Source organism: Enterobacter asburiae, assembly GCF_007035645.1.
Classification (GTDB): domain Bacteria; phylum Pseudomonadota; class Gammaproteobacteria; order Enterobacterales; family Enterobacteriaceae; genus Enterobacter; species Enterobacter asburiae_B.
Genome location: NZ_AP019632.1, coordinates 3,375,694 through 3,393,634 on the forward strand (window position 1 = coordinate 3,375,694; position 17,941 = coordinate 3,393,634).

A 17,941-nucleotide genomic window follows, 5' to 3' on the forward strand; every position below is an offset into this window, starting at 1 on the left:
ATGCTGGCTTATATCACAATAGGTACAAACAACTTTCAGCGCTCCGTGAATTTTTATGACGCAGTTTTTAACGTTCTGGGCTATTCACGTCTGCCGGCATGGACTGAAAGCTGGGCAATGTGGGGAGATGAAAATAATCCCGGCGAGGGCTTCAGCTTCTGTCTTTGTCCTCCTTTTGACCAGCTGCCCGCGACGGCGGGAAACGGGACAATGTTTGCATTCAGTGCAGATAACGCGGATCTTGTCAGACGGTTCCATGCAGCTGGCCTCCTTGCGGGAGGAACGGATGAAGGCGAGCCTGGTACGCGAAGCGCGTACGGCCCCGACTTTTATGTTGCCTATCTGCGCGATCCTGACGGGCATAAGCTCGCATGCGTTTATCAGAATTACTCTCCTGAAGCCGATAAGTTTGTAGAAAAGGAATAGTCGCTTCAATCCTTATCTACCGCCCCACCGCCACGCTCGCCGACAGCCCCGCCACCAGCTCAACCCCCTCCGGCAACCTGTCGATATGAATGCGCACCGGCACGCGCTGCGCCAGGCGCACCCAGCTAAAGGTGGGCTCGACGTCGGGCAGGCCCAGCCCGCCCGCCTCATCGTTGCTGTCCCCGATCCCATGCCCGATGCTCTCCACATGGCCCGTGATGACCGGCTCGTAACCCATCAGCACCACCTGCGCGGCATCCCCGACGCGAATATGGCGTAGCTTGGTCTCCTCAAAGTACCCCACCACCCAGAAGCTGTGGGCATCGACGATGGCGACCTTCGTCTCCCCCGCCGTCGCGTAGTCTCCGGGGCGAAGCCGCAGGTGCGTGACGTACCCCGAAACCGGCGCGCGCACGGTGGCGTGCGCCAGATTCAGCTCTGCCAGATCCAGCGCGGCCAGCGCGCCGTGATAATTGGCCGCCGCGACGTTCGCCGCGCTGCCGGTTTGCTGTAAATCCTCGCTCGAGATGGCGTTTTTAATCAGCGTGCGTCGGTGGGCCGCGTCCTGGCGCATCAGCATCTCATGGCGTTTCGACTCGACGTCCGCCTGCGCGCTGACCACCGCCAGCTTAAGCCAGCGCGGATCGATGGTGTAAAGCACATCGCCCCGGTTCACCCACTGATTGTCCCGCACGGCCACGCTGATGACCGGCCCGGAGACGTCCGGCGCAATCTGCACCACGTCCGCCCGCACGCGGCCGTCGCGGGTCCACGGCGTTTGCGCGTAGTGTTTCCACATCATAAAGGCCAGAAGCGAGGCCGCCGCGGCCGCGCTTAAGGTCAGCGCATAGCGAGCCAGTAAAGAGAGCAGTGATTTCATGACAATAACCCCAACGCGGTCAGACCCTGCATCAGCAGGAAAAAGGTGACGATCCAGGTTGAAACATCCATCAGCGGGCGAAACGGCAAGCGCCGGTAGAGCCTGCTGAGCGAGAAAAGCGCGACGAGGCCCAGCGTGCAGACCAGCGCCGCGAGGGCGACCATCAGCAGCCCCGGAATAAAAACGCCGCCGATATTGAGATCGTTAACCATGGTCTGGCCCCCGTAATGCACAGTGCAGATCCACCAGCCTGAAGACCAACTGCCGCGCGTGTTCATCTGCCGCAGGCAGTTGGCTCTCGATAACAGCGGCAATGCGTTCGCGCAAGGCGTGGCGGTCCGCGGCGTTTATCCGATGAAAAAGCGCATCAACCTCCCTGCCGGGCGGTGCGTCACTGCACCGTAAATGCATAATCGACAGCCCCAGACGCAGCGCGTGTAACAGTCGATCGAGCGCCTGCTCCGGCGCGCGCGCGCTGCGCTGCAGGCGCGGCAGCAACAGGGCGGTCCGGTCCATCATCAGGTTGATCCAGTGCGTTTCATCAACCCGCAGCGTGCCCTTCACGCTGCGGCGAATGTCGCGCTGGCAGAGGTTCAGCAGACGCTCGATGGCGCCGTCCGCCTGCACGGTTTGCAGCAGGCTCATGCTGATGACGGCAAAGCCGGTCGCGGCAAAGAGCGCAATGGCGGTGTTGGCCGCAATGGCGAAGTCTCCGCTGTAGTGCGCCCCCAGCTCGCACAGAATGGGCAGGGTCAGGGTGATGCCCATCGCCATAAACGTGGTGGGCGGGCGCGCCTGAAGCGACCCGGCCAGCAGATACGCCGGGGCAAGCACCGCCACCAGCACCGGAAAATCGCTCACCAGCGGCAGCAGCGCAAAGCTGTAGAACAGGCTAATGACCACGCCCCAGAATGAGCCAATGATGTATTTCACGATATGCGGCGCCGGGGTGTCGAAGCTGCCAAACAGCGTGCAGCAGACGCCGAGTATAGAAACCGCCGTACCGCCATCCGGCCACGCCGAGAAGATCCAGACCAGACAGCCGCTCAGGATGATAGCGAAAGCCCCCAGCGCCGTGCGGGCGGCTGTTAGGGGATCGCGGTGGAAAACGTAGCCTTTCGCCGCGCGGGTTTGCACCTCACCAAACACGGGTTTTGCACGGTGGATGGCCCCGGAAAGACGTTCGCACTGCTGCAGAAGCACGATCGCCTCCGAGAGGTAGCGGATAAAACTGACCTGCAGCGCGTCGTCAAACGTCTGCGCCTGCGCGGCATACCGATCGATGAGAAGCGCACAGCGGAGCCGCAGCGACTCTGCCGTACTGCCGGCATCAGCGCCTTCAGCGGTAAGCCAGGCCTGAACGTCGCCCATCAACGCCTGCACGTCGGCGGGCAGGGTTCCGCTCGCTGGCAGGCGATCGTGCAGTTCACAGTTGACGATAACCAGCCGCGCCAGCCGGTCGTGGATCGCTTTTCTGGCCTGTCGCACCGGGGCTGAAAGGGCAAAATCGTACGGAATATGGTGGCTGATGCCCTGCAGGAACTGCAGCGCCAGGGCCAGATGCAGAGGGCCGGAAGCCGCGTCAGGTTTGCCTGATAGGGTGTCCGCCACCCGCGCGCGCGCGGCCTGTAGCGTCTGGGATAATTTAGCGTTGAACTGGCCTGATACGCGCGCGGGCAGCACGTAGCGGTGGATCAGCGCCGCGCAGAAAATCCCAATCGCGATCTCCTGCACGCGGACGATGGCGACGTTAAAAATGCCGCCGGGATCGGACACCGCAGGAAAACCAATCAGGCTCGCGGTGTAGCCTGCCAGCACAAAGGCGTAAGCCCGGGGCGTGCGTTCCCGCAGGGAGAGCCACAGGCAGAATACGATCCAGCCCGTCAGCACCACGCTGCACAGGACTGGCGTATTTGCGAAGGCAGGCACAATCACAACGGTCGCGCTGGCACCCGCCACGGTACCGGCCAGCCGGTAGAGGCTTCTGCTCAGCGATGCGCCGACCGACGTCTGCGACACGATGTAAACCGTAATAATGGCCCACGAGGGGCGTTCGAGGCCGATCGACAGCGCAATGTAATAAGCCAGCATCGCCGCGGCAAAGCTCTTCGCAGAGTAGATCAGCGCGCCCGCATCGTTTCGCAGCGCGGCAGGGATGTGCACGGGATGAGAGAAAATGTTTTTCATGCCGGGATTATTACCGGCTTGCAGACCCGCTTAAATACTCTATTCTGTCAAAAAATACCTAAATGCTGCCAGAAACGTGAATCCTCAACCCGCTACTACGCTGTATGACCCCGACTCTACCGCCAGCCCGGCGGTGGCGCGTCATCTGGACTTCGTGGACTACGCCGCGGAAGTGCCGGTGCATACCCACCGCAAGGGCCAGCTGATTATTGCCCGATACGGCGCGGTCAGCTGTTACGCGGAGAATGATATCTGGATCGTGCCGCCGGACTGCGCCGTCTGGATCCCCGGCGGGATCCCGCACAGCGCCAGGGCGACCTGGAACGCGCATCTTAACTATCTGTTTATTGAGCCCGGCGCGGCGGCGCTGCCGGAAAGATGCTGCACGCTGGCGATCTCGCCGCTGATTAAGGAGCTGGTCGATCGTCTGACGCGCGAAGGCGTGGATTATCCCCCCGACGGCCACGTCGCCAGATTGACCCGGGTCACGCTGGACGAGCTCGCCAGCATGCCGCAGCAGAAGCTAAGCCTGCCGGTCTCAACCGATCCGAAAATTCGCGCCATGGCGGACGCGCTGGTTAGCCGCCCTGATGACAGAAGCACGCTGAAGGACTGGGCGAAACGGCTCGCCCTCAGCGAGCGCTCGTTTGCCCGCCTGATGCAGCGCGAGACCGGGCTGAGCTTCGGGCGCTGGCGCCAGCAGCTGCATTTGATTATTGCCCTGCGGGAGCTGGCCAGCGGCGTGCCCGTCCAGAACGTGGCGGCAACGCTCGGGTATGAATCGGTGAATGCATTTATCACCATGTTCAGAAAAGCGATGGGCAGCACGCCCGCCCACTACTTTGCCGAACGGAAAAACAGCGGCCGTTAGCCCGGCCCCTCGCTCCCCGCCGCCAGCAGCGGCACCACCACGTCGCTGATGGGCACCGCAATCCCGTGCTTGCGGCCGTAGCGCTGGATCACGCCGTTGCGGATATCCCACTCCATCGGGCGATCGGCCTGGCGGTCGGCCAGGATCGACGTGCCCAGATCTACTGGCGCACGCTGGAAGTTCGCCAGGATCTCCTGCGCCACGTCATCGTCCAGCTTCGCCCCTTCGGCGCGGGCGACGGTAAGCCCCTCGCGCAGGTAGGCCAGCGCAAGCTCGCTGATATCTTCGCGCCTGAACATCCCGGCGCGGCGGTTAGAAAGCACCATCAGCCCGGCGACCGCGTTTTGCAGCAGCTTGCGCCAGGCGACGGAGGCGAAATCTGTCGAGAGCTCAACCGCGCAGCGCGTACCGCGAAGCGCCTCCACCACCCGCTGCGCCTGCGGCACGTCCGGCAGGGTCAGGCGCGGTTTGGCGCGCAGCCAGACGGAGGCATCCGGCTCGCGCTGGGCCGGGAACCAGACCACCGACGGCAGCACCGTCGCGCCGTTAACCCACGGCTCAAGCTGGGCTTTTTGCTCCACGCCGTTTTGCAGGGCGCAGACCACGGTGTTTTCATCGCACAGCGCGCGCAGCCACCCGGCGCTGTCGGCGTTCTGGGTAGTTTTCACTGCGATGAAAACCAGAGCCACTGGCTGCCTGATGACGGCCGGATCGGTTAATACCGGACCGGGTACCACGGTTTCACCCTCGTCGTGGCGCAGGCGTAATTCCGGGTGCGCGGTGCGTCCGCACAGCAGCGGCGTGCGGCCAACGTCATGCAGCACCGCGGCGATGGTGGTACCAATTGCGCCAGGCCCAATCAGCGCAATCACTGGATTGTCAGACATGGTTAACTCCCCTTTTCGCTAAGCCTGCTAACAGTTATACCACCCTGAAAAGTGAGCGCCACGTCGTTGTCTATACTCAACACACTACAGACAACGGAGTGCGCCATGCCTTTACCCGATTTTAAGTCCTCTGAACCTTTCACCCTCGGCATCGAACTCGAACTGCAGGTGGTTAACCCGCCGGGCTACGATCTGAGCCAGGACTCCTCCGCGCTCATCGCCGCCGTCAAAGACGACATCAAAGGCGGCGAGGTCAAACACGATATCACCGAAAGCATGCTCGAAATCGCCACCGGCGTATGCCAGAACATCGACCAGGCGGCGGCGCAGTTCTCGGTGATGCAGCAGAGCATCCTGCGCGCGGCGGCGGAGCAGCATATCCAGATCTGCGGCGGCGGGACGCACCCGTTCCAGAAGTGGCAGCGGCAGGAGGTGTGCGACGACGAGCGCTATAACGTCACGCTGGAGCGCTTTGGCTACCTGATTTTGCAGGCGACGGTGTTCGGCCAGCACGTGCACGTCGGCTGCCGGACCGGGGACGACGCGATTTACCTGCTGCACGGCCTGTCGCGATTCGTACCGCACTTTATCGCCCTGGCGGCCGCCTCGCCGTACATGCAGGGCACGGACACGAAGTTCTCCTCGTCGCGGCTCAACATCTTCTCGGGGTTCCCGGATAACGGCCAGATGCCGTGGGTCAACAGCTGGCAGGAGTTCGAGGGGCTGTTCCGCCGCCTGAGCTCCACCAGCATGATCGACAGCATTAAGGATCTGCACTGGGACATCCGCCCCAGCCCGCATTTCGGCACCGTTGAGGTGCGGGTGATGGATACGCCGCTGACGCTCGGCCACGCGATTAACATCGCCGGGCTTATTCAGGCGACGTCGCACTGGCTGCTGACCGCGCGGCCCTATAAGCATCAGGAAAAAGATTTTCTGCTGTACCGCTTTAACCGTTTTCAGGCCTGTCGCTACGGGCTGGAAGGGATCCTGACGGACGTGCACACCGGCGAGCACAAAACCGTGGCGGAAGACATTGCGTGGCTGCTGGAGCAGGTTGCGCCGTCGGCCGAGAAGCTCGGCGCGACGAGCGCAATCAATGAAATTGCCCTGCTGTTGAAGCAGGGCAAGAGCGAGGCGCAGCGCATGCGGGAGTTTATCGCCGACGGCGGCTCGCTGATTTCTCTGGTTCAGAAGCACTGCGAGCTGTGGGCGACGAGTCCGTAAGACCGTGGCCCCACTCGCGCAGGCGCTGGAACAGCACGAACAGCGCGGGGATAAACACAATCCCCACCACGGTCGCTACCAGCATGCCGCTGAACACCGTGGTGCCGATGATGCGGCGGCTCTGGGCCCCCGCCCCGGTCGCCAGCATCATCGGCAGGACGCCGATAATGAACGACACGGCGGTCATCATCACCGCGCGGAAGCGGCGCGAGGCCCCTTCCCGCGCGGCATCGACAATCGCCATTCCGTCCATGCGCCGCGCGCGGGCGAACTCCACGATAAGAATTGCGTTCTTGGCGGCGAGGGCTATCAATAGCACCAGACCAATCTGCACGTACACGTCGTTGGCGTAGCCCGCCAGCCACAGCCAGACCAGCGCCCCGCCGATGGCGAACAGCACCGAGAGCATCACGCTCGCCGGGAGCGTCCAGCTCTCGTACTGGGCGACGAGAAACAGCCACGCCATCACCACCGCCGCCAGCACGATCCACATCGCCTGGTTACCGGCCTGCTGCTCCTGATACGACATGCCGCTCCAGGCGTAGTCGTACCCGGCAGGCAGATTCTGCGCCAGAAGCTCGCCCATCGCCGCCATCGCGGTGCTGCTGCTCACCCCAGCGGCCGCCGAGCCGCTCACCGACACGGACGGGAACTGGTTGTACTGCTGCAGGAACGGCGCGCCGACGGTCGGCGTAATGGTGACGAGGTTGCTCAGGCGCACCCGCTCGCCGCTGTTGCTGCGCACGAACAGCTCGCTAATCTGCTCGGCGCGCTCGCGCCACTGCATCTCGTTCTGCATCACCACGTGGTAGACGCGGTTGTTGACGCTGAAATCCCCGGCGCGCGTGCCGCCAAAGGCGGTTTGCAGGCTGCTGAAGATGCGCGACACCGGCACGTCGAGTCGGGCCGCGCGCTCGCGGTCAACGGTCAGCGTCAGCTGCGGCACGTTGCTGCTCCAGGTGGTGAACACGCGGCTCAGCTGAGGATGCTGGTTAGCTTTCGCCAGCACCTCACGCGTCACGCGCTCCAGCTCCGCCGGGCTCTGCCCCGCCTGCGCCTGGATGCGCAGGTCGAAGCCGGAGGCGTTGCCCAGCCCCGGCAGCGTCGGCGGGGCGAAGGTCATGATGGTCGCTTCCGGCAGGGCCAGCAGCTGGCGCTGCAGGGTACCCATCACCTCGTCCAGCGGCGGACGCTCGCTCCAGTCCTTGAGCATGATGGAGATAAACCCGCCGTTGGAGGCGCTGGTGCCGTTGAGAATGTTAAATCCGGAGACCTGAATCACGTCCTCCACCGCCGGATTTTTAGCGATGAGTTCGCGCGCCGTGGTCATCACCGCTTCGGTGCGCTCCAGCGAGGCCGCCTCCGGCAGCTGGACGCTGGCAAAGAAGTAGCCCTGATCCTCCTGCGGCAGGAAGCCTTTAGGCATCGACGTAAAGCTGAACGCCACCACGGCCGCCGCGCCTGCGGTGGCCAGCAGTGCCAGCCACGGGCGAAGGTTGAAGACAGTCACGATGCGGGTGTAGACGCCACGCGTGGCCTCCAGCCCCCGGTTGAACCCACGGAAAATCGCCGCGGGCTGCACCGGGCGCGGACGCAGCAGCATCGCGCACAGGGCGGGCGTCAGGGTCAGCGCCACGAGGCTTGAGAGCGTGACGGCCGTCGAGAGCGTCACCGCAAACTGGCGGTACAGCTCGCCGACAATCCCCGGCAGGAGCGCCACCGGCACAAACACCGCCAGCAGCACCAGCGTCGTGGCGATGACCGGCCCGGCGATCTGGCGCAGCGCCAGCGCGGTCGCCGCCGTGCGGCTCTGCCCTTCCGCCATCAGCGTTTCGACGCTCTCCACCACCACGATGGCGTCATCCACCACCATGGTCAGCGCCAGAATAATGGCGAACAGGCTGAGCGTGTTGGCGGAGTAGCCGAGCGCGTAGAGCACCGCGAAGGTGCCCACCAGCGATACCGGAATGGCGAGCGCGACAATCAGCGTCGCGCGCCAGCTTTGCAGGAACAGGGACACCACGACCACCACCGCCAGCATCGTCAGCGCCAGCGAAACGCCGATCTCTTTAATCGTGGCGGCCACAAAGGAGGTGGTGTCGAATTTCACCTCGTAGACCAGGTCGTCCGGGAAGCGCGTCGAGAGGCGATCCAGCTCCGCGCGCACCGCGTCGGCCACGCGCAGGGCGTTGGCGGACGGCGTCGGGTAGATGCCGAGATAGGCGGAATCGTGCCCGTTCAGCTGCGCGCCGGAGCTGTAGCTGCGCGAGCCGAGCTCGATGGTGGCGACGTCCTTCAGGCGCACCAGCTGGCCCATCTCGCCCGCGCGGATGATAATGTCGGCAAAGTCTTCGGCCTGGCTTAAGCGCCCCAGGCCGTTGATGGTCAGGGTCTGCTGCTGGCCGTTAAACACCGGCGGCGTGCCGACCTGGCCTGCCGCACCCTGCACGTTCTGCTCGCGCAGCGCCTGCGCCACGTCGTCGGTGGTGACGTTCAGGGCGTTCATGCGGTCCGGACGCAGCCAGATGCGCATGCTGTAGTCGCGCGCGCCAAACATCTGCACCTGCCCGACGCCCGGCAGACGCGACAGCGCCTCGCGCACCTGGGTGCTGGCGTAGTTACTCACAAACAGCGCCGTGTGGGTGTTGTCCGGTGAGTAAAGACTTACCCCCATCATCAGGTTGGTGGCGCGCTTGCGCACCTGCACGCCGTTTTGCTGCGCTTCGGTCGGGAGCTGCGCCACGGCCTGCGAGACGCGGTTTTGCACGTCGATGGCGGCGAGGTCCGGATCGGTGCCCGCCGCGAAGGTGATGTTCAGGCTATACGTGCCTTCGTCCGAGCTGGTGGACTCCATGTAGAGCATGTGATCCACGCCGTTCAGCTGCGTCTCCAGCGGCGTGGCGATAGCCTCCGCCACGTCAGCCGAGCTGGCGCCCGGCCAGCTGGCAGACACATTCACCACCGGCGGCGCGATCTGCGGGTACTGCTCCACCGGGATAATCCTCAGCGCAATGGCCCCCAGCAGGGTGATGACAAGCGCAATCACCATCGCGAAGCGCGGGCGTTTGATGAAAAACGTCAGCATGATGGCTCCTTAATTCAGTATCTGGACGGCCGCGCCGCGCTGCACGCGCTGCGCGCCGTCAGTAATCGCTCGCTCACCGGGCTTCACGCCGGAGGTAATCCGGAACTGCTGGCCGATCTGTCCGGCGACCTTCAGCGGGCGCATTTCGGCTTTGCCGTCGGCGTTAACCACCCAGGCAAAGAACCCGTCGCCGTTCTGCTGGACCGCCGCGGCGGGCAGGGTCAGAGCCGGCTGCTCGCTGGCCGGGCGCAGCGTCACGTTCACGCTGCCGCCGGGCAGCAGCTGATGGCGCGGGTTGGCAAACTCGGCGCGCAGCATCACGCTGGCGGTGCGCGGATCGATGCGGTTGTCCACGGACGTCAGCTCGCCGCTGACGCGCTGGCCGTTGCTGTCAATGAACGTCTGCCAGGCCTGCTTCATGGCGCTGATATCCGCATGCTGTCCGGCTTTGGTGGCAAACGCGCCCTCTTCCAGCGCAAAGGCGATGCGGATGGGATCGAGCTGCACCACCTCCACCAGCACGCCGCTGGCAGGGTTGACCAGGCTGCCGACGTGGAACCGGCTGTGCCCCACGCGACCGTCAATCGGCGAGGTGATGCGGGTGTAGTTCAGGGTGACATTACGGGTTTCGAGACGGGCTTTAGCCTGCTCCAGCGCCGCGCTCGCCACGTCGCGCTGCATGCGGGCGTTGTCCACGTCGTGACGGCTGATGGCGTTGCTGCTGCCCAGGCTTTCAAAGCGGGAAAGCTGCTGCTGCGCCTGGCGCAGCGTGGCTTCGGCGCTTCTTACCTCGGCCTGCGCCAGGCGCAGGGCGGCGCGCGGCTCGGCGTCGTCCAGCTCAAACAGCAGGTCGCCTTTTTTCACGTACTGCCCGTCGCGGAAGTGGATTTTGGCGATCGCGCCTTCGGTGCGCGCGCGCAGCTCAACGGTGTGGATGGCTTCGATGCGGCCAGGGATCTGGCGCTCGGCGGCGTGGGCGGTCTGTTCCACGGTGGCGACGCGAACGGGGATGGCGGCAGCGAATGCGGGTTGCAGGGTGCAGGCGAGAAGTGCGAACAGGAGTGGGAGTTTCATTCAGAGGTACCTCAGATGTGTTCCCCTCACCCCGGCCCTCTCCCCAAAGGGGCGAGGGAGAAAACCGAGCAGCCCCTTCACCTCAGAGCAGAGGGAGAAAACCGGGCGGTCCCCTCTCCCCTTAGGGGAGAGGGATAGGGTGAGGGGTAAGGTTTTGGTTATGCAGCCTTACGGAACCTGCGGGTCAGTCGCTTCTCGATTTCGACGACGAAGAACATCACGCCCGCTACCGCCAGGGTCACAAACCAGTAGCGCAGCGGCAGGGCTTCGGTGCCGAACAGCATCTGCATCAACGGCAGGTAGATAATCGCCGCCTGGAGCAGGAACAGCACTCCCGTCACCAGCCAGATCCCTTTGTTCGCCAGCAGGCCGCGGTTCAGGGAGAACCCTTCGGTGTTGCGGCAGTTAATCATGTACACCCACTGGGCGCAGACCAGCATCTGCAGCAGCACGGTGCGGATGAACTCCGCGCTGTGGCCGCGCGGGGCCAGCCAGGCTTCCAGCGCAAAGGCGGCGATGGCAATCATGGTGCCGACGAAGGCCACGCGCCAGACGGCGTAGGCATCCATCACGTGCTGCCCGGTCTGACGCGGCGGACGACGCATGATGTTGCGCTCGGCGGCTTCGAAGGCCAGGCCGAAGGAGAGCGTGGCGGAGGTGGCCATGTTCATCCACAGAATCAGCACCGGCGTCAGCGGAATGATGTTCCCCGCCAGCAGCGCAATCACAATCAGCAGCCCCTGCGCGAGGTTGGTCGGCATGATGAACAGAATCGTCTTCTTCAGGTTGTCGTAAACGCGACGCCCCTCTTTCACCGCGCTGGCGATGGTGGCGAAGTTATCGTCCGTCAGGACCATGTCCGCCGCCTCTTTGGTCACTTCCGTGCCCTTGATGCCCATCGCGATGCCGACGTCAGCCTGACGCAGCGCCGGGGCGTCGTTCACGCCGTCGCCGGTCATGCCGACTATTTCGCCTTTGTCCTGCAGCGCTTTCACCAGGCGCAGCTTATGCTCCGGGCTGGTACGGGCGAAGATGTCATACTTCACCGCCGCTTCCGCCAGCGCGGCGTCGTCCATCTTCTCCAGCTCGTAGCCGGTGACCGCCTGCTCGCTGTTGGCGATCCCCAGCATCTGGCCAATGCTCATCGCCGTCTGCGGGTGATCCCCGGTGATCATCTTCACGCGGATCCCCGCCTGCTGGCAGGCGTTAATCGCATCAATGGCTTCCGGACGCGGCGGATCCATCATCCCGGCGATGCCGAGGAAGATCAGGCCGTGGCTCAGGTCATCGTGCGTCAGTTCCTGCTCGCCGTTTGCCGGCTTGAACGCCGCGGCCACCATGCGCAGCCCCTGACGCGCATAGCGCTCCAGCTCGGCTTCCCAGTACGCGCGGTTGAAGGCTTCCGCACCGTTGCGGGTCTGCTGCTGCGCGCACAGGGCGAAAATGACGTCCGGCGCGCCGGTGATCAGGATCTGCTCCTCACCGCCAATCTGGTAGTGGGTGCTCATGTACTTGTACTGCGAGTCGAACGGGATCTTGTTAACCAGCGTGGTCATGACCGGCTCAAGGCTGGCCTTCGCCGCCAGCACCTTCAGCGCGCCCTCGGTTGGGCCACCGGTGATGCCCCACAGGCCGCGCTCGTCCTGGATCAGCTGGCTGTCGTTGCACAGGTCGATGGTGCGCAGGTAGTGCTCCAGCACGGTGCCCGGCTGGATGTGGACCGGCTCATCGCTGCCTTCCAGGTAGATGTTGCCCACCGGCTCGTAGCTGTTGCCGTCCACGTGGTAGCAGGCGTCAGCGGTGATAATGGCTTTAACCGTCATCTCGTTCATGGTCAGGGTGCCGGTTTTATCCGAACAGACCACGGTCATCGCGCCGAGCGTTTCCACCGTCGGCAGCTTGCGGATAATCGCCCGCTTGCGCGCCATCGCCTGCACGCCCAGCGAGAGGATGATGGAGATAATCGCCGGCAGACCTTCCGGCACGGAGGCCACCGCCAGGCTAATCAGGGAGAGCAGCAGCTCGCCCATCGGGATCTCGCGGAACACCAGGCTGAAGACAAACAGCGCGGCCATCATCGCCAGAATAATGGCGAAGATCGCTTTACCCAGCTTGTCCATCTGAACCAGCAGCGGCGTGCGGTGCTTTTCGATACCCGCCATCATCTGGTTGATGTGGCCGAGTTCCGTATCCTTACCGGTCGCGGTGACCACGCCGACGCCGCCGCCCGCGCTTACGGTCGTCCCGGAGAAGACCATATTGGTGCGATCGCCCAGCGGCAGTTCGCCGCTCAGCGGATTAATATGTTTATCCACCACGGTGGATTCACCGGTCAGAATCGCCTCTTCCACGCGTAAATTATGCGCTTCGATTAAACGCATATCCGCCGGAATACGATCTCCCGCGCGTAATACAATAATATCGCCCGGGACTATTTCAGTTGTGGGTAGAGTTTCGTGATTGCCGTTACGAATAACGCGCGCCTCGCTGGAGAGCATATTGCGAATACTCTTCAGGGATTTTTCCGCGTTGCTTTCCTGAATATGGCCAATTAAAGCATTGATTACCGCCACGCCCAGAATTACCAGCGTATCAACCCAGTGGCCCATTACTGCCGTTAATACGGCAGCGGCCAGCAGGACATAAATCAGCACATCATTAAAATGGGCCAGGAAACGCAGCCAGGCGGGTTTGCCTTTTTTCTCCGGCAGCGCGTTCGGCCCTGTTTTTTGCAGACGCGCCTGCGCCTCTGCACGATCCAGACCGCTGGCCTGGCTCTGCGTGTGGGTGAGCACCTGCTCTACGGTCTGCTGGTATGCCAGCCCGCCGGAAGGCGGCACGTTTGGGGACACTTTTTTTTCGGTCATCGTATTTTTCCTTCAATATCCGGTGAACAGAAGCCTGAATTCCTTTCTGGCTAAATAAATTCATTTTTAAGTCTTGCGGGTAAAATTGATCTACCGCAATATAATGACTTCTCGGTTATTCAAAACTGATTAAAACTATTTCGATGGCCTGATTTTTACAAAATATTTCTAAACCAACACTAAACGAGGGGGAACCATGTGGGGTATTTATCGCGGACGCCGACTGGTGTTATACGTTATCGCGGCCATTGTTATTGCCACGTTAATTGGTTATAGCACCTATACATTTGTAAAATTATTTTCCTGACAAAGACATTTATTTACATAACGCGATATTAATATAAATGCCGGGTCGTATTTTGTTATTTATTCCCCAAATAATATCTTCGTTTTATTCAATAACGTCTTAGTCGCTGATATTGCTTTACGTTACAGGATGCCGGACAATGACATTTTTAACTGACGATTAACATTACGATGAAACACCCGTTAGAATCGCTGCTTACGGCAGGCGGCATTTTATTGCTGGCCCTGCTCTCCTGTCTGCTATTGCCCGCGCCGTCGCTGGGTCTGGTGCTGGCGCAGAAGCTGGTTCAGACCTTTCACATGGTCGATCTGAACCAGCTTTACACCATTTTGTTCTGCGTGTGGTTTTTACTGCTGGGTGCCATCGAATTCTTCGTGCTGCGTTTCGTCTGGCGCCGCTGGTTTTCACTGGCGTCGTAAGCCAATAAAAAAGCCGGGTGGCGACTTCGCCTTACCCGGCCTGTGATGGCAATTTTTGTGACCCGCCAGGGCGGAAAACAGCTCAGTGCGCCTGACTGTGGTTCTCCTTGCGGTACGCCCCAGGCGGCTGGTTGAACGTGCGGGTGAAGATACGGGTAAACGTCTGCTGCGAGTCAAACCCGTAACGCAGGCAGATGTCGTACACCCGAGCGTCGGATTCACGCAGATCGCGCGCCGCCAGCAGCAGCTTGCGCTCACGGATATAACGCCCCAGGCTCTCCCCTTTGTACTGCATAAACAACCGCTGCAGGTGCCACTTCGAGTAGCCCGCGTGGCGGGCAATCTCTTCTATACGTAATGGCTGGTGCAGATTGTCGTCGATCCATTCGACGATAGTGTCGATGACTTGAGCGGAAATGGTCATGCTGCTGTCCCCCTCTGCTTCTCGCTTAAACATTATTCCCACCACGCGCGAAAGGTTTGCGTGGCGTCATTCACCCGGACGGGCTCGCCCAGCGCCGGTGTCAGTAGCCGATAGTTTTTATCCTTGCTGGCTTTAGCCAGCTGGATCAGCGGATCGTTCCACGTATGTTTCGCCAGCACGAAGCGCCCGTTATGCCCGGGCACCACGGCTTTCGCGTTCAGATCCACCGAGGCCTGCGCCGTTTCCTCCGGCAGCATGTGGATGTACTTCCAGTCCTGGTCGTACTGGCCGTTTTCCATGATGGCGATATCCACGCCATCAAACTGCTCGCCGATGGCCTTAAAGTGCGGGCCGTAGCCGGAATCCCCGCTGTAATAAACCTTCCGATCTGGCGTGACGAACATAAAGCTGCCCCACAGGGTTCGATCGCGCTTGATGCCGCGCCCGGAGAAGTGACGCGCCGGCAGAACATGCACCGTCAGTTCATCGCTGATGCGTACCGACTGGTTCCAGTCGCGTTCGTCAATAATCTCAGGCTTCATCCCCCAGTAGCGCAGGTGGGATCCCACGCCCAGCGGCGTCACCACGCGCTTCACCTTCGGCAGTAGCGCCCGGATGGTGGCGTAATCCAGATGATCGTAGTGATCGTGCGAGATAATCAGCAGGTCGATTTCCGGCATGCTTTCAGCGCGCCACGGATATTCCCCGGCAAAGGCTTTATTCAGGAACGAGAACGGCGCGGCGTAGTTGCCGAGCACCGGGTCAATCAGGATGCGTTTGCCTGCGAGCTGCAGGTACCACGAGGAGTGGCCGAGCCACACCAGGGTGTCCTGCTCCAGCGGCAGGCTCGCAAGATCGGTTTTCACCAGCGGCAGCGGCTGGGCCGGGCGCGCGTTTTCGGTTTTTTTGGTCAGAAAATCCCACGTCGCGACCAGCATGTTTTTGTCGCCGTTATAGCCCGGCGTCGGCAGCGTATTGTGGAATTTCCCGTCGCGATACTGGGGAGAGGCCTCCACTTCAGTGAGCTGCTCACCCTGCGGCGGCTGGCCGAATCCGGCATTCAGTACAAACGGTAAACTCGCAGCTGAAGCAATAATCATGATTAACACCACGCAGATGAAGAGAGGTTTTTTCATATCCAGACCCGAAAACGCGCCCCATCCGATAGATTGCGCGGGGTAAACTTGATTATGAGTGAGTAAGCACTCATTATAGATATGATGATAAAGTCGTCAAGACGTTTTCGATCTTTGACATTCCGCGTTGCAGCGTGTCAAAGCACGTGTTTCAATCGGGTTTTTATAATTGACAGGGGGAAAAATTTAGTGGCACGTCCGAAGAGTGAAGATAAAAAACAGGCCTTACTGGAAGCCGCAACGGTGGCGTTTGCACAGTCAGGTATTGCCGCCTCAACGTCGTTAATCGCCCGTAACGCGGGCGTCGCCGAAGGGACCCTGTTTCGCTACTTTCCCACTAAAGACGATCTGCTGAATGCCCTCTATCTGCATCTGAAGCAGGATCTCTGCCAGGCCATGCTGGCAAACCTCGATCGCACCATCACGCTGCCCAAAGAACATACCCGCAATATCTGGAACAGCTACGTGGACTGGGGTATTCGTAACCCCGTTTCTCATGCGGCTATCCGCCAGATTGGCGTCAGTGAAAAGCTGAGCGCCGAAACCGAACAGGCGGTGAAAGAGATGTTCCCGGAACTCCATGAGCTGTGCCGCCGCTCGGTGCGTCAGGTGTTTATGTCAGATGAATTTAAAACGTTTGGCGATGCGCTTTTCTTATCGCTGGCCGAATCCACGATGGAATTTGCCACTCGCGACCCTTCCCGCGCCGTTGATTTTAAAGCGCTCGGTTTTGAAGTGATGTGGCGCGGGCTGGCCCAGGAAGAGAGCGATGGACAGTAAATCCTTGCAGGAGCACGCAATGCGCGTGGCCCTTGAGTTGCCCTTCACCGAGCACTGCTGGCCGTTTGGGCCGGAGTTTGACGTGTTTAAAGTGGGCGGAAAGATTTTCATGATCGCCGCGGTCGCGCACGGGCGACCGCACGTCAGCCTGAAGTCAGACCCGGAGAAATCGCTCTTAAATCAGCAGATCTATCGCGGGATAGAGCCGGGCTACCATCTGAGTAAAAAGCACTGGATTTCCCTTTACGGCACCGACGACGTGACGCCGGAACTGGTTACTGACCTCATCCGTGATTCCTGGAATCTGGTGGTGGATAAGCTGCCGAAAAAAGACCAGAAGTGGATCCGTCCGGTCTGATTGTTCGTCTGAGACGAACAGATTAAGCGCTCGAATTGCACTTATCTTTTTCCGCGTCCCGCTGTAATCTGCTTTCCTTTCGCGCCCGCGAGCGGGCGAATTTCATCACCAGGAGTTGTTATGGATATCATTTCTGTCGCCCTGAAACGCCACTCGACCAAGGCGTTCGACCCAAGCAAAAAACTGACCGCGGAAGAAGCGGAAAAAATCAAAACCCTGCTGCAGTACAGCCCGTCCAGCACCAACTCCCAGCCGTGGCACTTCATTGTGGCCAGCACCGAGGAAGGAAAAGCGCGCGTGGCGAAATCCGCCGCGGGCACCTATGTGTTCAACGAACGCAAAATGCTGGATGCTTCTCACGTGGTGGTGTTCTGCGCGAAAACCGCGCTGGATGACGCATGGCTGGAGCGCGTCGTGGATCAGGAAGAGGCCGATGGCCGTTTCAACACGCCGGAAGCCAAAGCCGCAAACCATAAGGGCCGCACCTTCTTCGCCGACATGCACCGCGTGGATCTGAAAGATGACGACCAGTGGATGGCGAAGCAGGTTTACCTGAACGTCGGCAACTTCCTGCTGGGCGTAGGCGCGATGGGTCTGGACGCGGTACCGATTGAAGGTTTCGACGCCGCTATTCTCGACGAAGAGTTTGGCCTGAAAGAAAAGGGCTTTACCAGCCTAGTGGTGGTACCGGTTGGGCACCACAGCGTGGAAGATTTCAACGCCACGCTGCCGAAGTCTCGCCTGCCGCTGAGCACGATTGTAACTGAGTGCTGATCTCCTCTGGCGCGCTGGGATCCGGCGTGCCTGTTTTCAATACCGCATACTCCCGTTGTGTATAAATACATCCGTTAGCAGTCAAATTATTTGTAACAGTACAGAAATACCTATATCGGAAATTTCGCATACAATTTTATAATTAATAATTACGTTCTTCTATGTGATATCAACCAGTTATAGCCTCTCATCACCCTAATCAATAACTATCAAAAATATATCCATTTATTTTTTGTTAC

Annotated in this window: 16 protein-coding genes; 7 read left to right on the forward strand and 9 right to left on the reverse strand. The window is 60.9% G+C overall.

Translation table 11 applies throughout. The annotated features are described in order from the left end of the window. Positions 1 to 426: a VOC family protein gene (locus tag FOY96_RS16185; RefSeq protein WP_143347425.1), complete on the forward strand. Its 426-nt coding sequence runs from the start codon at positions 1 to 3 to the stop codon at positions 424 to 426. Positions 427 to 442: 16 nt separating this feature from the next. Here the strand turns inward: FOY96_RS16185 and FOY96_RS16190 are convergent, their stop codons facing one another. The 3 genes from FOY96_RS16190 to FOY96_RS16200 are packed head-to-tail and all read right to left on the reverse strand — an operon-like array spanning position 443 to position 3,493. Continuing rightward, on the reverse strand, positions 443 to 1,306 hold the full coding sequence (locus FOY96_RS16190) for an efflux RND transporter periplasmic adaptor subunit (RefSeq protein ID WP_045889079.1): 864 nt from the start codon (positions 1,304 to 1,306) through the stop codon (positions 443 to 445). Continuing rightward, positions 1,303 to 1,518 (reverse strand): DUF1656 domain-containing protein, encoded by a 216-nt coding sequence (locus FOY96_RS16195; protein WP_033144858.1) that lies wholly within the window; start codon positions 1,516 to 1,518, stop codon positions 1,303 to 1,305. The genes FOY96_RS16190 and FOY96_RS16195 overlap by 4 nt, the downstream gene beginning before the upstream one ends. Next, positions 1,511 to 3,493 (reverse strand): FUSC family protein, encoded by a 1,983-nt coding sequence (locus FOY96_RS16200; protein ID WP_143347426.1) that lies wholly within the window; start codon positions 3,491 to 3,493, stop codon positions 1,511 to 1,513. Before FOY96_RS16200 ends, FOY96_RS16195 begins: the two co-directional genes overlap by 8 nt. Positions 3,494 to 3,569: 76 nt before the next feature. Between FOY96_RS16200 and FOY96_RS16205 the strand changes: the two genes are divergently transcribed. Next, positions 3,570 to 4,364, forward strand: a complete 795-nt coding sequence (locus FOY96_RS16205; protein ID WP_143347427.1) for an AraC family transcriptional regulator — start codon at positions 3,570 to 3,572, stop codon at positions 4,362 to 4,364. Here the strand turns inward: FOY96_RS16205 and FOY96_RS16210 are convergent. After that, positions 4,361 to 5,251, reverse strand: coding sequence for an oxidoreductase (locus FOY96_RS16210; RefSeq protein ID WP_143347428.1), 891 nt, complete (start codon positions 5,249 to 5,251; stop codon positions 4,361 to 4,363). The genes FOY96_RS16205 and FOY96_RS16210 overlap by 4 nt on opposite strands. A 105-nt stretch (positions 5,252 to 5,356) precedes the next feature. Here FOY96_RS16210 and FOY96_RS16215 point away from each other — a divergent pair, with 105 nt between their 5' ends. After that, positions 5,357 to 6,478 carry a YbdK family carboxylate-amine ligase gene (locus FOY96_RS16215; RefSeq protein WP_029741715.1) on the forward strand — a complete coding sequence of 374 codons (1,122 nt, stop codon included), beginning with the start codon at positions 5,357 to 5,359 and terminating at the stop codon, positions 6,476 to 6,478. On the opposite strand, the gene FOY96_RS16220 is transcribed toward FOY96_RS16215, so the two are convergent. From FOY96_RS16220 to FOY96_RS16230, 3 genes are all read right to left on the reverse strand, one after another. Next, positions 6,408 to 9,563, reverse strand: a complete 3,156-nt coding sequence (locus FOY96_RS16220; protein WP_143347429.1) for an efflux RND transporter permease subunit — start codon at positions 9,561 to 9,563, stop codon at positions 6,408 to 6,410. The two genes, FOY96_RS16215 and FOY96_RS16220, sit on opposite strands and share 71 nt — an antisense overlap. A 9-nt stretch (positions 9,564 to 9,572) precedes the next feature. Continuing rightward, on the reverse strand, positions 9,573 to 10,637 hold the full coding sequence (locus tag FOY96_RS16225; protein WP_069303775.1) for an efflux RND transporter periplasmic adaptor subunit: 1,065 nt from the start codon (positions 10,635 to 10,637) through the stop codon (positions 9,573 to 9,575). 158 nt (positions 10,638 to 10,795) lie between these two features. Further along, entirely contained in the window at positions 10,796 to 13,504 is a 2,709-nt protein-coding gene (locus tag FOY96_RS16230) for a cation-transporting P-type ATPase (protein ID WP_143347430.1), read from the reverse strand. Positions 13,505 to 13,981: 477 nt separating this feature from the next. Between FOY96_RS16230 and FOY96_RS16235 the strand changes: the two genes are divergently transcribed. Further along, entirely contained in the window at positions 13,982 to 14,230 is a 249-nt protein-coding gene (locus FOY96_RS16235; protein ID WP_013097677.1) for a DUF1158 domain-containing protein, read from the forward strand. An 82-nt stretch (positions 14,231 to 14,312) separates the two neighbouring features. On the opposite strand, the gene FOY96_RS16240 is transcribed toward FOY96_RS16235, so the two are convergent. Together FOY96_RS16240 and FOY96_RS16245 are read right to left on the reverse strand one after the other, a co-directional pair. Beyond that, positions 14,313 to 14,654: a RamA family antibiotic efflux transcriptional regulator gene (locus tag FOY96_RS16240; RefSeq protein ID WP_029741711.1), complete on the reverse strand. Its 342-nt coding sequence runs from the start codon at positions 14,652 to 14,654 to the stop codon at positions 14,313 to 14,315. Positions 14,655 to 14,686: 32 nt separating this feature from the next. Next, the gene (locus FOY96_RS16245; RefSeq protein WP_143347431.1) at positions 14,687 to 15,790 is read right to left on the reverse strand and encodes an MBL fold metallo-hydrolase; all 1,104 of its coding nucleotides are present in this window, start codon (positions 15,788 to 15,790) and stop codon (positions 14,687 to 14,689) included. A 189-nt stretch (positions 15,791 to 15,979) separates the two neighbouring features. Between FOY96_RS16245 and FOY96_RS16250 the strand changes: the two genes are divergently transcribed. From FOY96_RS16250 to nfsB, 3 genes are all read left to right on the forward strand, one after another. After that, on the forward strand, positions 15,980 to 16,570 hold the full coding sequence (locus FOY96_RS16250) for a TetR/AcrR family transcriptional regulator (protein ID WP_039264021.1): 591 nt from the start codon (positions 15,980 to 15,982) through the stop codon (positions 16,568 to 16,570). Further along, positions 16,560 to 16,928: an MmcQ/YjbR family DNA-binding protein gene (locus FOY96_RS16255; protein WP_064673593.1), complete on the forward strand. Its 369-nt coding sequence runs from the start codon at positions 16,560 to 16,562 to the stop codon at positions 16,926 to 16,928. Before FOY96_RS16250 ends, FOY96_RS16255 begins: the two co-directional genes overlap by 11 nt. Before the next feature lie 120 nt (positions 16,929 to 17,048). Beyond that, the gene (gene nfsB, locus FOY96_RS16260) at positions 17,049 to 17,702 is read left to right on the forward strand and encodes an oxygen-insensitive NAD(P)H nitroreductase (RefSeq protein WP_033144849.1); all 654 of its coding nucleotides are present in this window, start codon (positions 17,049 to 17,051) and stop codon (positions 17,700 to 17,702) included. The last annotated feature ends 239 nt before the right edge of the window (positions 17,703 to 17,941 follow it).

Bases quoted from the DNA above. Each gene is read 5' to 3' on its own strand.
- FOY96_RS16230 (WP_143347430.1), bottom strand. From the start codon at position 13,504: ATGACCGAAAAAAAAGTGTCCCCAAACGTGCCGCCTTCCGGCGGGCTG.
- FOY96_RS16215 (WP_029741715.1), top strand. From the start codon at position 5,357: ATGCCTTTACCCGATTTTAAGTCCTCTGAACCTTTCACCCTCGGCATC.
- FOY96_RS16245 (WP_143347431.1), bottom strand. From the start codon at position 15,790: ATGAAAAAACCTCTCTTCATCTGCGTGGTGTTAATCATGATTATTGCT.
- FOY96_RS16210 (WP_143347428.1), bottom strand. From the start codon at position 5,251: ATGTCTGACAATCCAGTGATTGCGCTGATTGGGCCTGGCGCAATTGGT.
- FOY96_RS16240 (WP_029741711.1), bottom strand. From the start codon at position 14,654: ATGACCATTTCCGCTCAAGTCATCGACACTATCGTCGAATGGATCGAC.
- FOY96_RS16220 (WP_143347429.1), bottom strand. From the start codon at position 9,563: ATGCTGACGTTTTTCATCAAACGCCCGCGCTTCGCGATGGTGATTGCG.
- FOY96_RS16185 (WP_143347425.1), top strand. From the start codon at position 1: ATGCTGGCTTATATCACAATAGGTACAAACAACTTTCAGCGCTCCGTG.
- nfsB (WP_033144849.1), top strand. From the start codon at position 17,049: ATGGATATCATTTCTGTCGCCCTGAAACGCCACTCGACCAAGGCGTTC.
- FOY96_RS16255 (WP_064673593.1), top strand. From the start codon at position 16,560: ATGGACAGTAAATCCTTGCAGGAGCACGCAATGCGCGTGGCCCTTGAG.
- FOY96_RS16195 (WP_033144858.1), bottom strand. From the start codon at position 1,518: ATGGTTAACGATCTCAATATCGGCGGCGTTTTTATTCCGGGGCTGCTG.
- FOY96_RS16190 (WP_045889079.1), bottom strand. From the start codon at position 1,306: ATGAAATCACTGCTCTCTTTACTGGCTCGCTATGCGCTGACCTTAAGC.
- FOY96_RS16200 (WP_143347426.1), bottom strand. From the start codon at position 3,493: ATGAAAAACATTTTCTCTCATCCCGTGCACATCCCTGCCGCGCTGCGA.
- FOY96_RS16235 (WP_013097677.1), top strand. From the start codon at position 13,982: ATGAAACACCCGTTAGAATCGCTGCTTACGGCAGGCGGCATTTTATTG.
- FOY96_RS16225 (WP_069303775.1), bottom strand. From the start codon at position 10,637: ATGAAACTCCCACTCCTGTTCGCACTTCTCGCCTGCACCCTGCAACCC.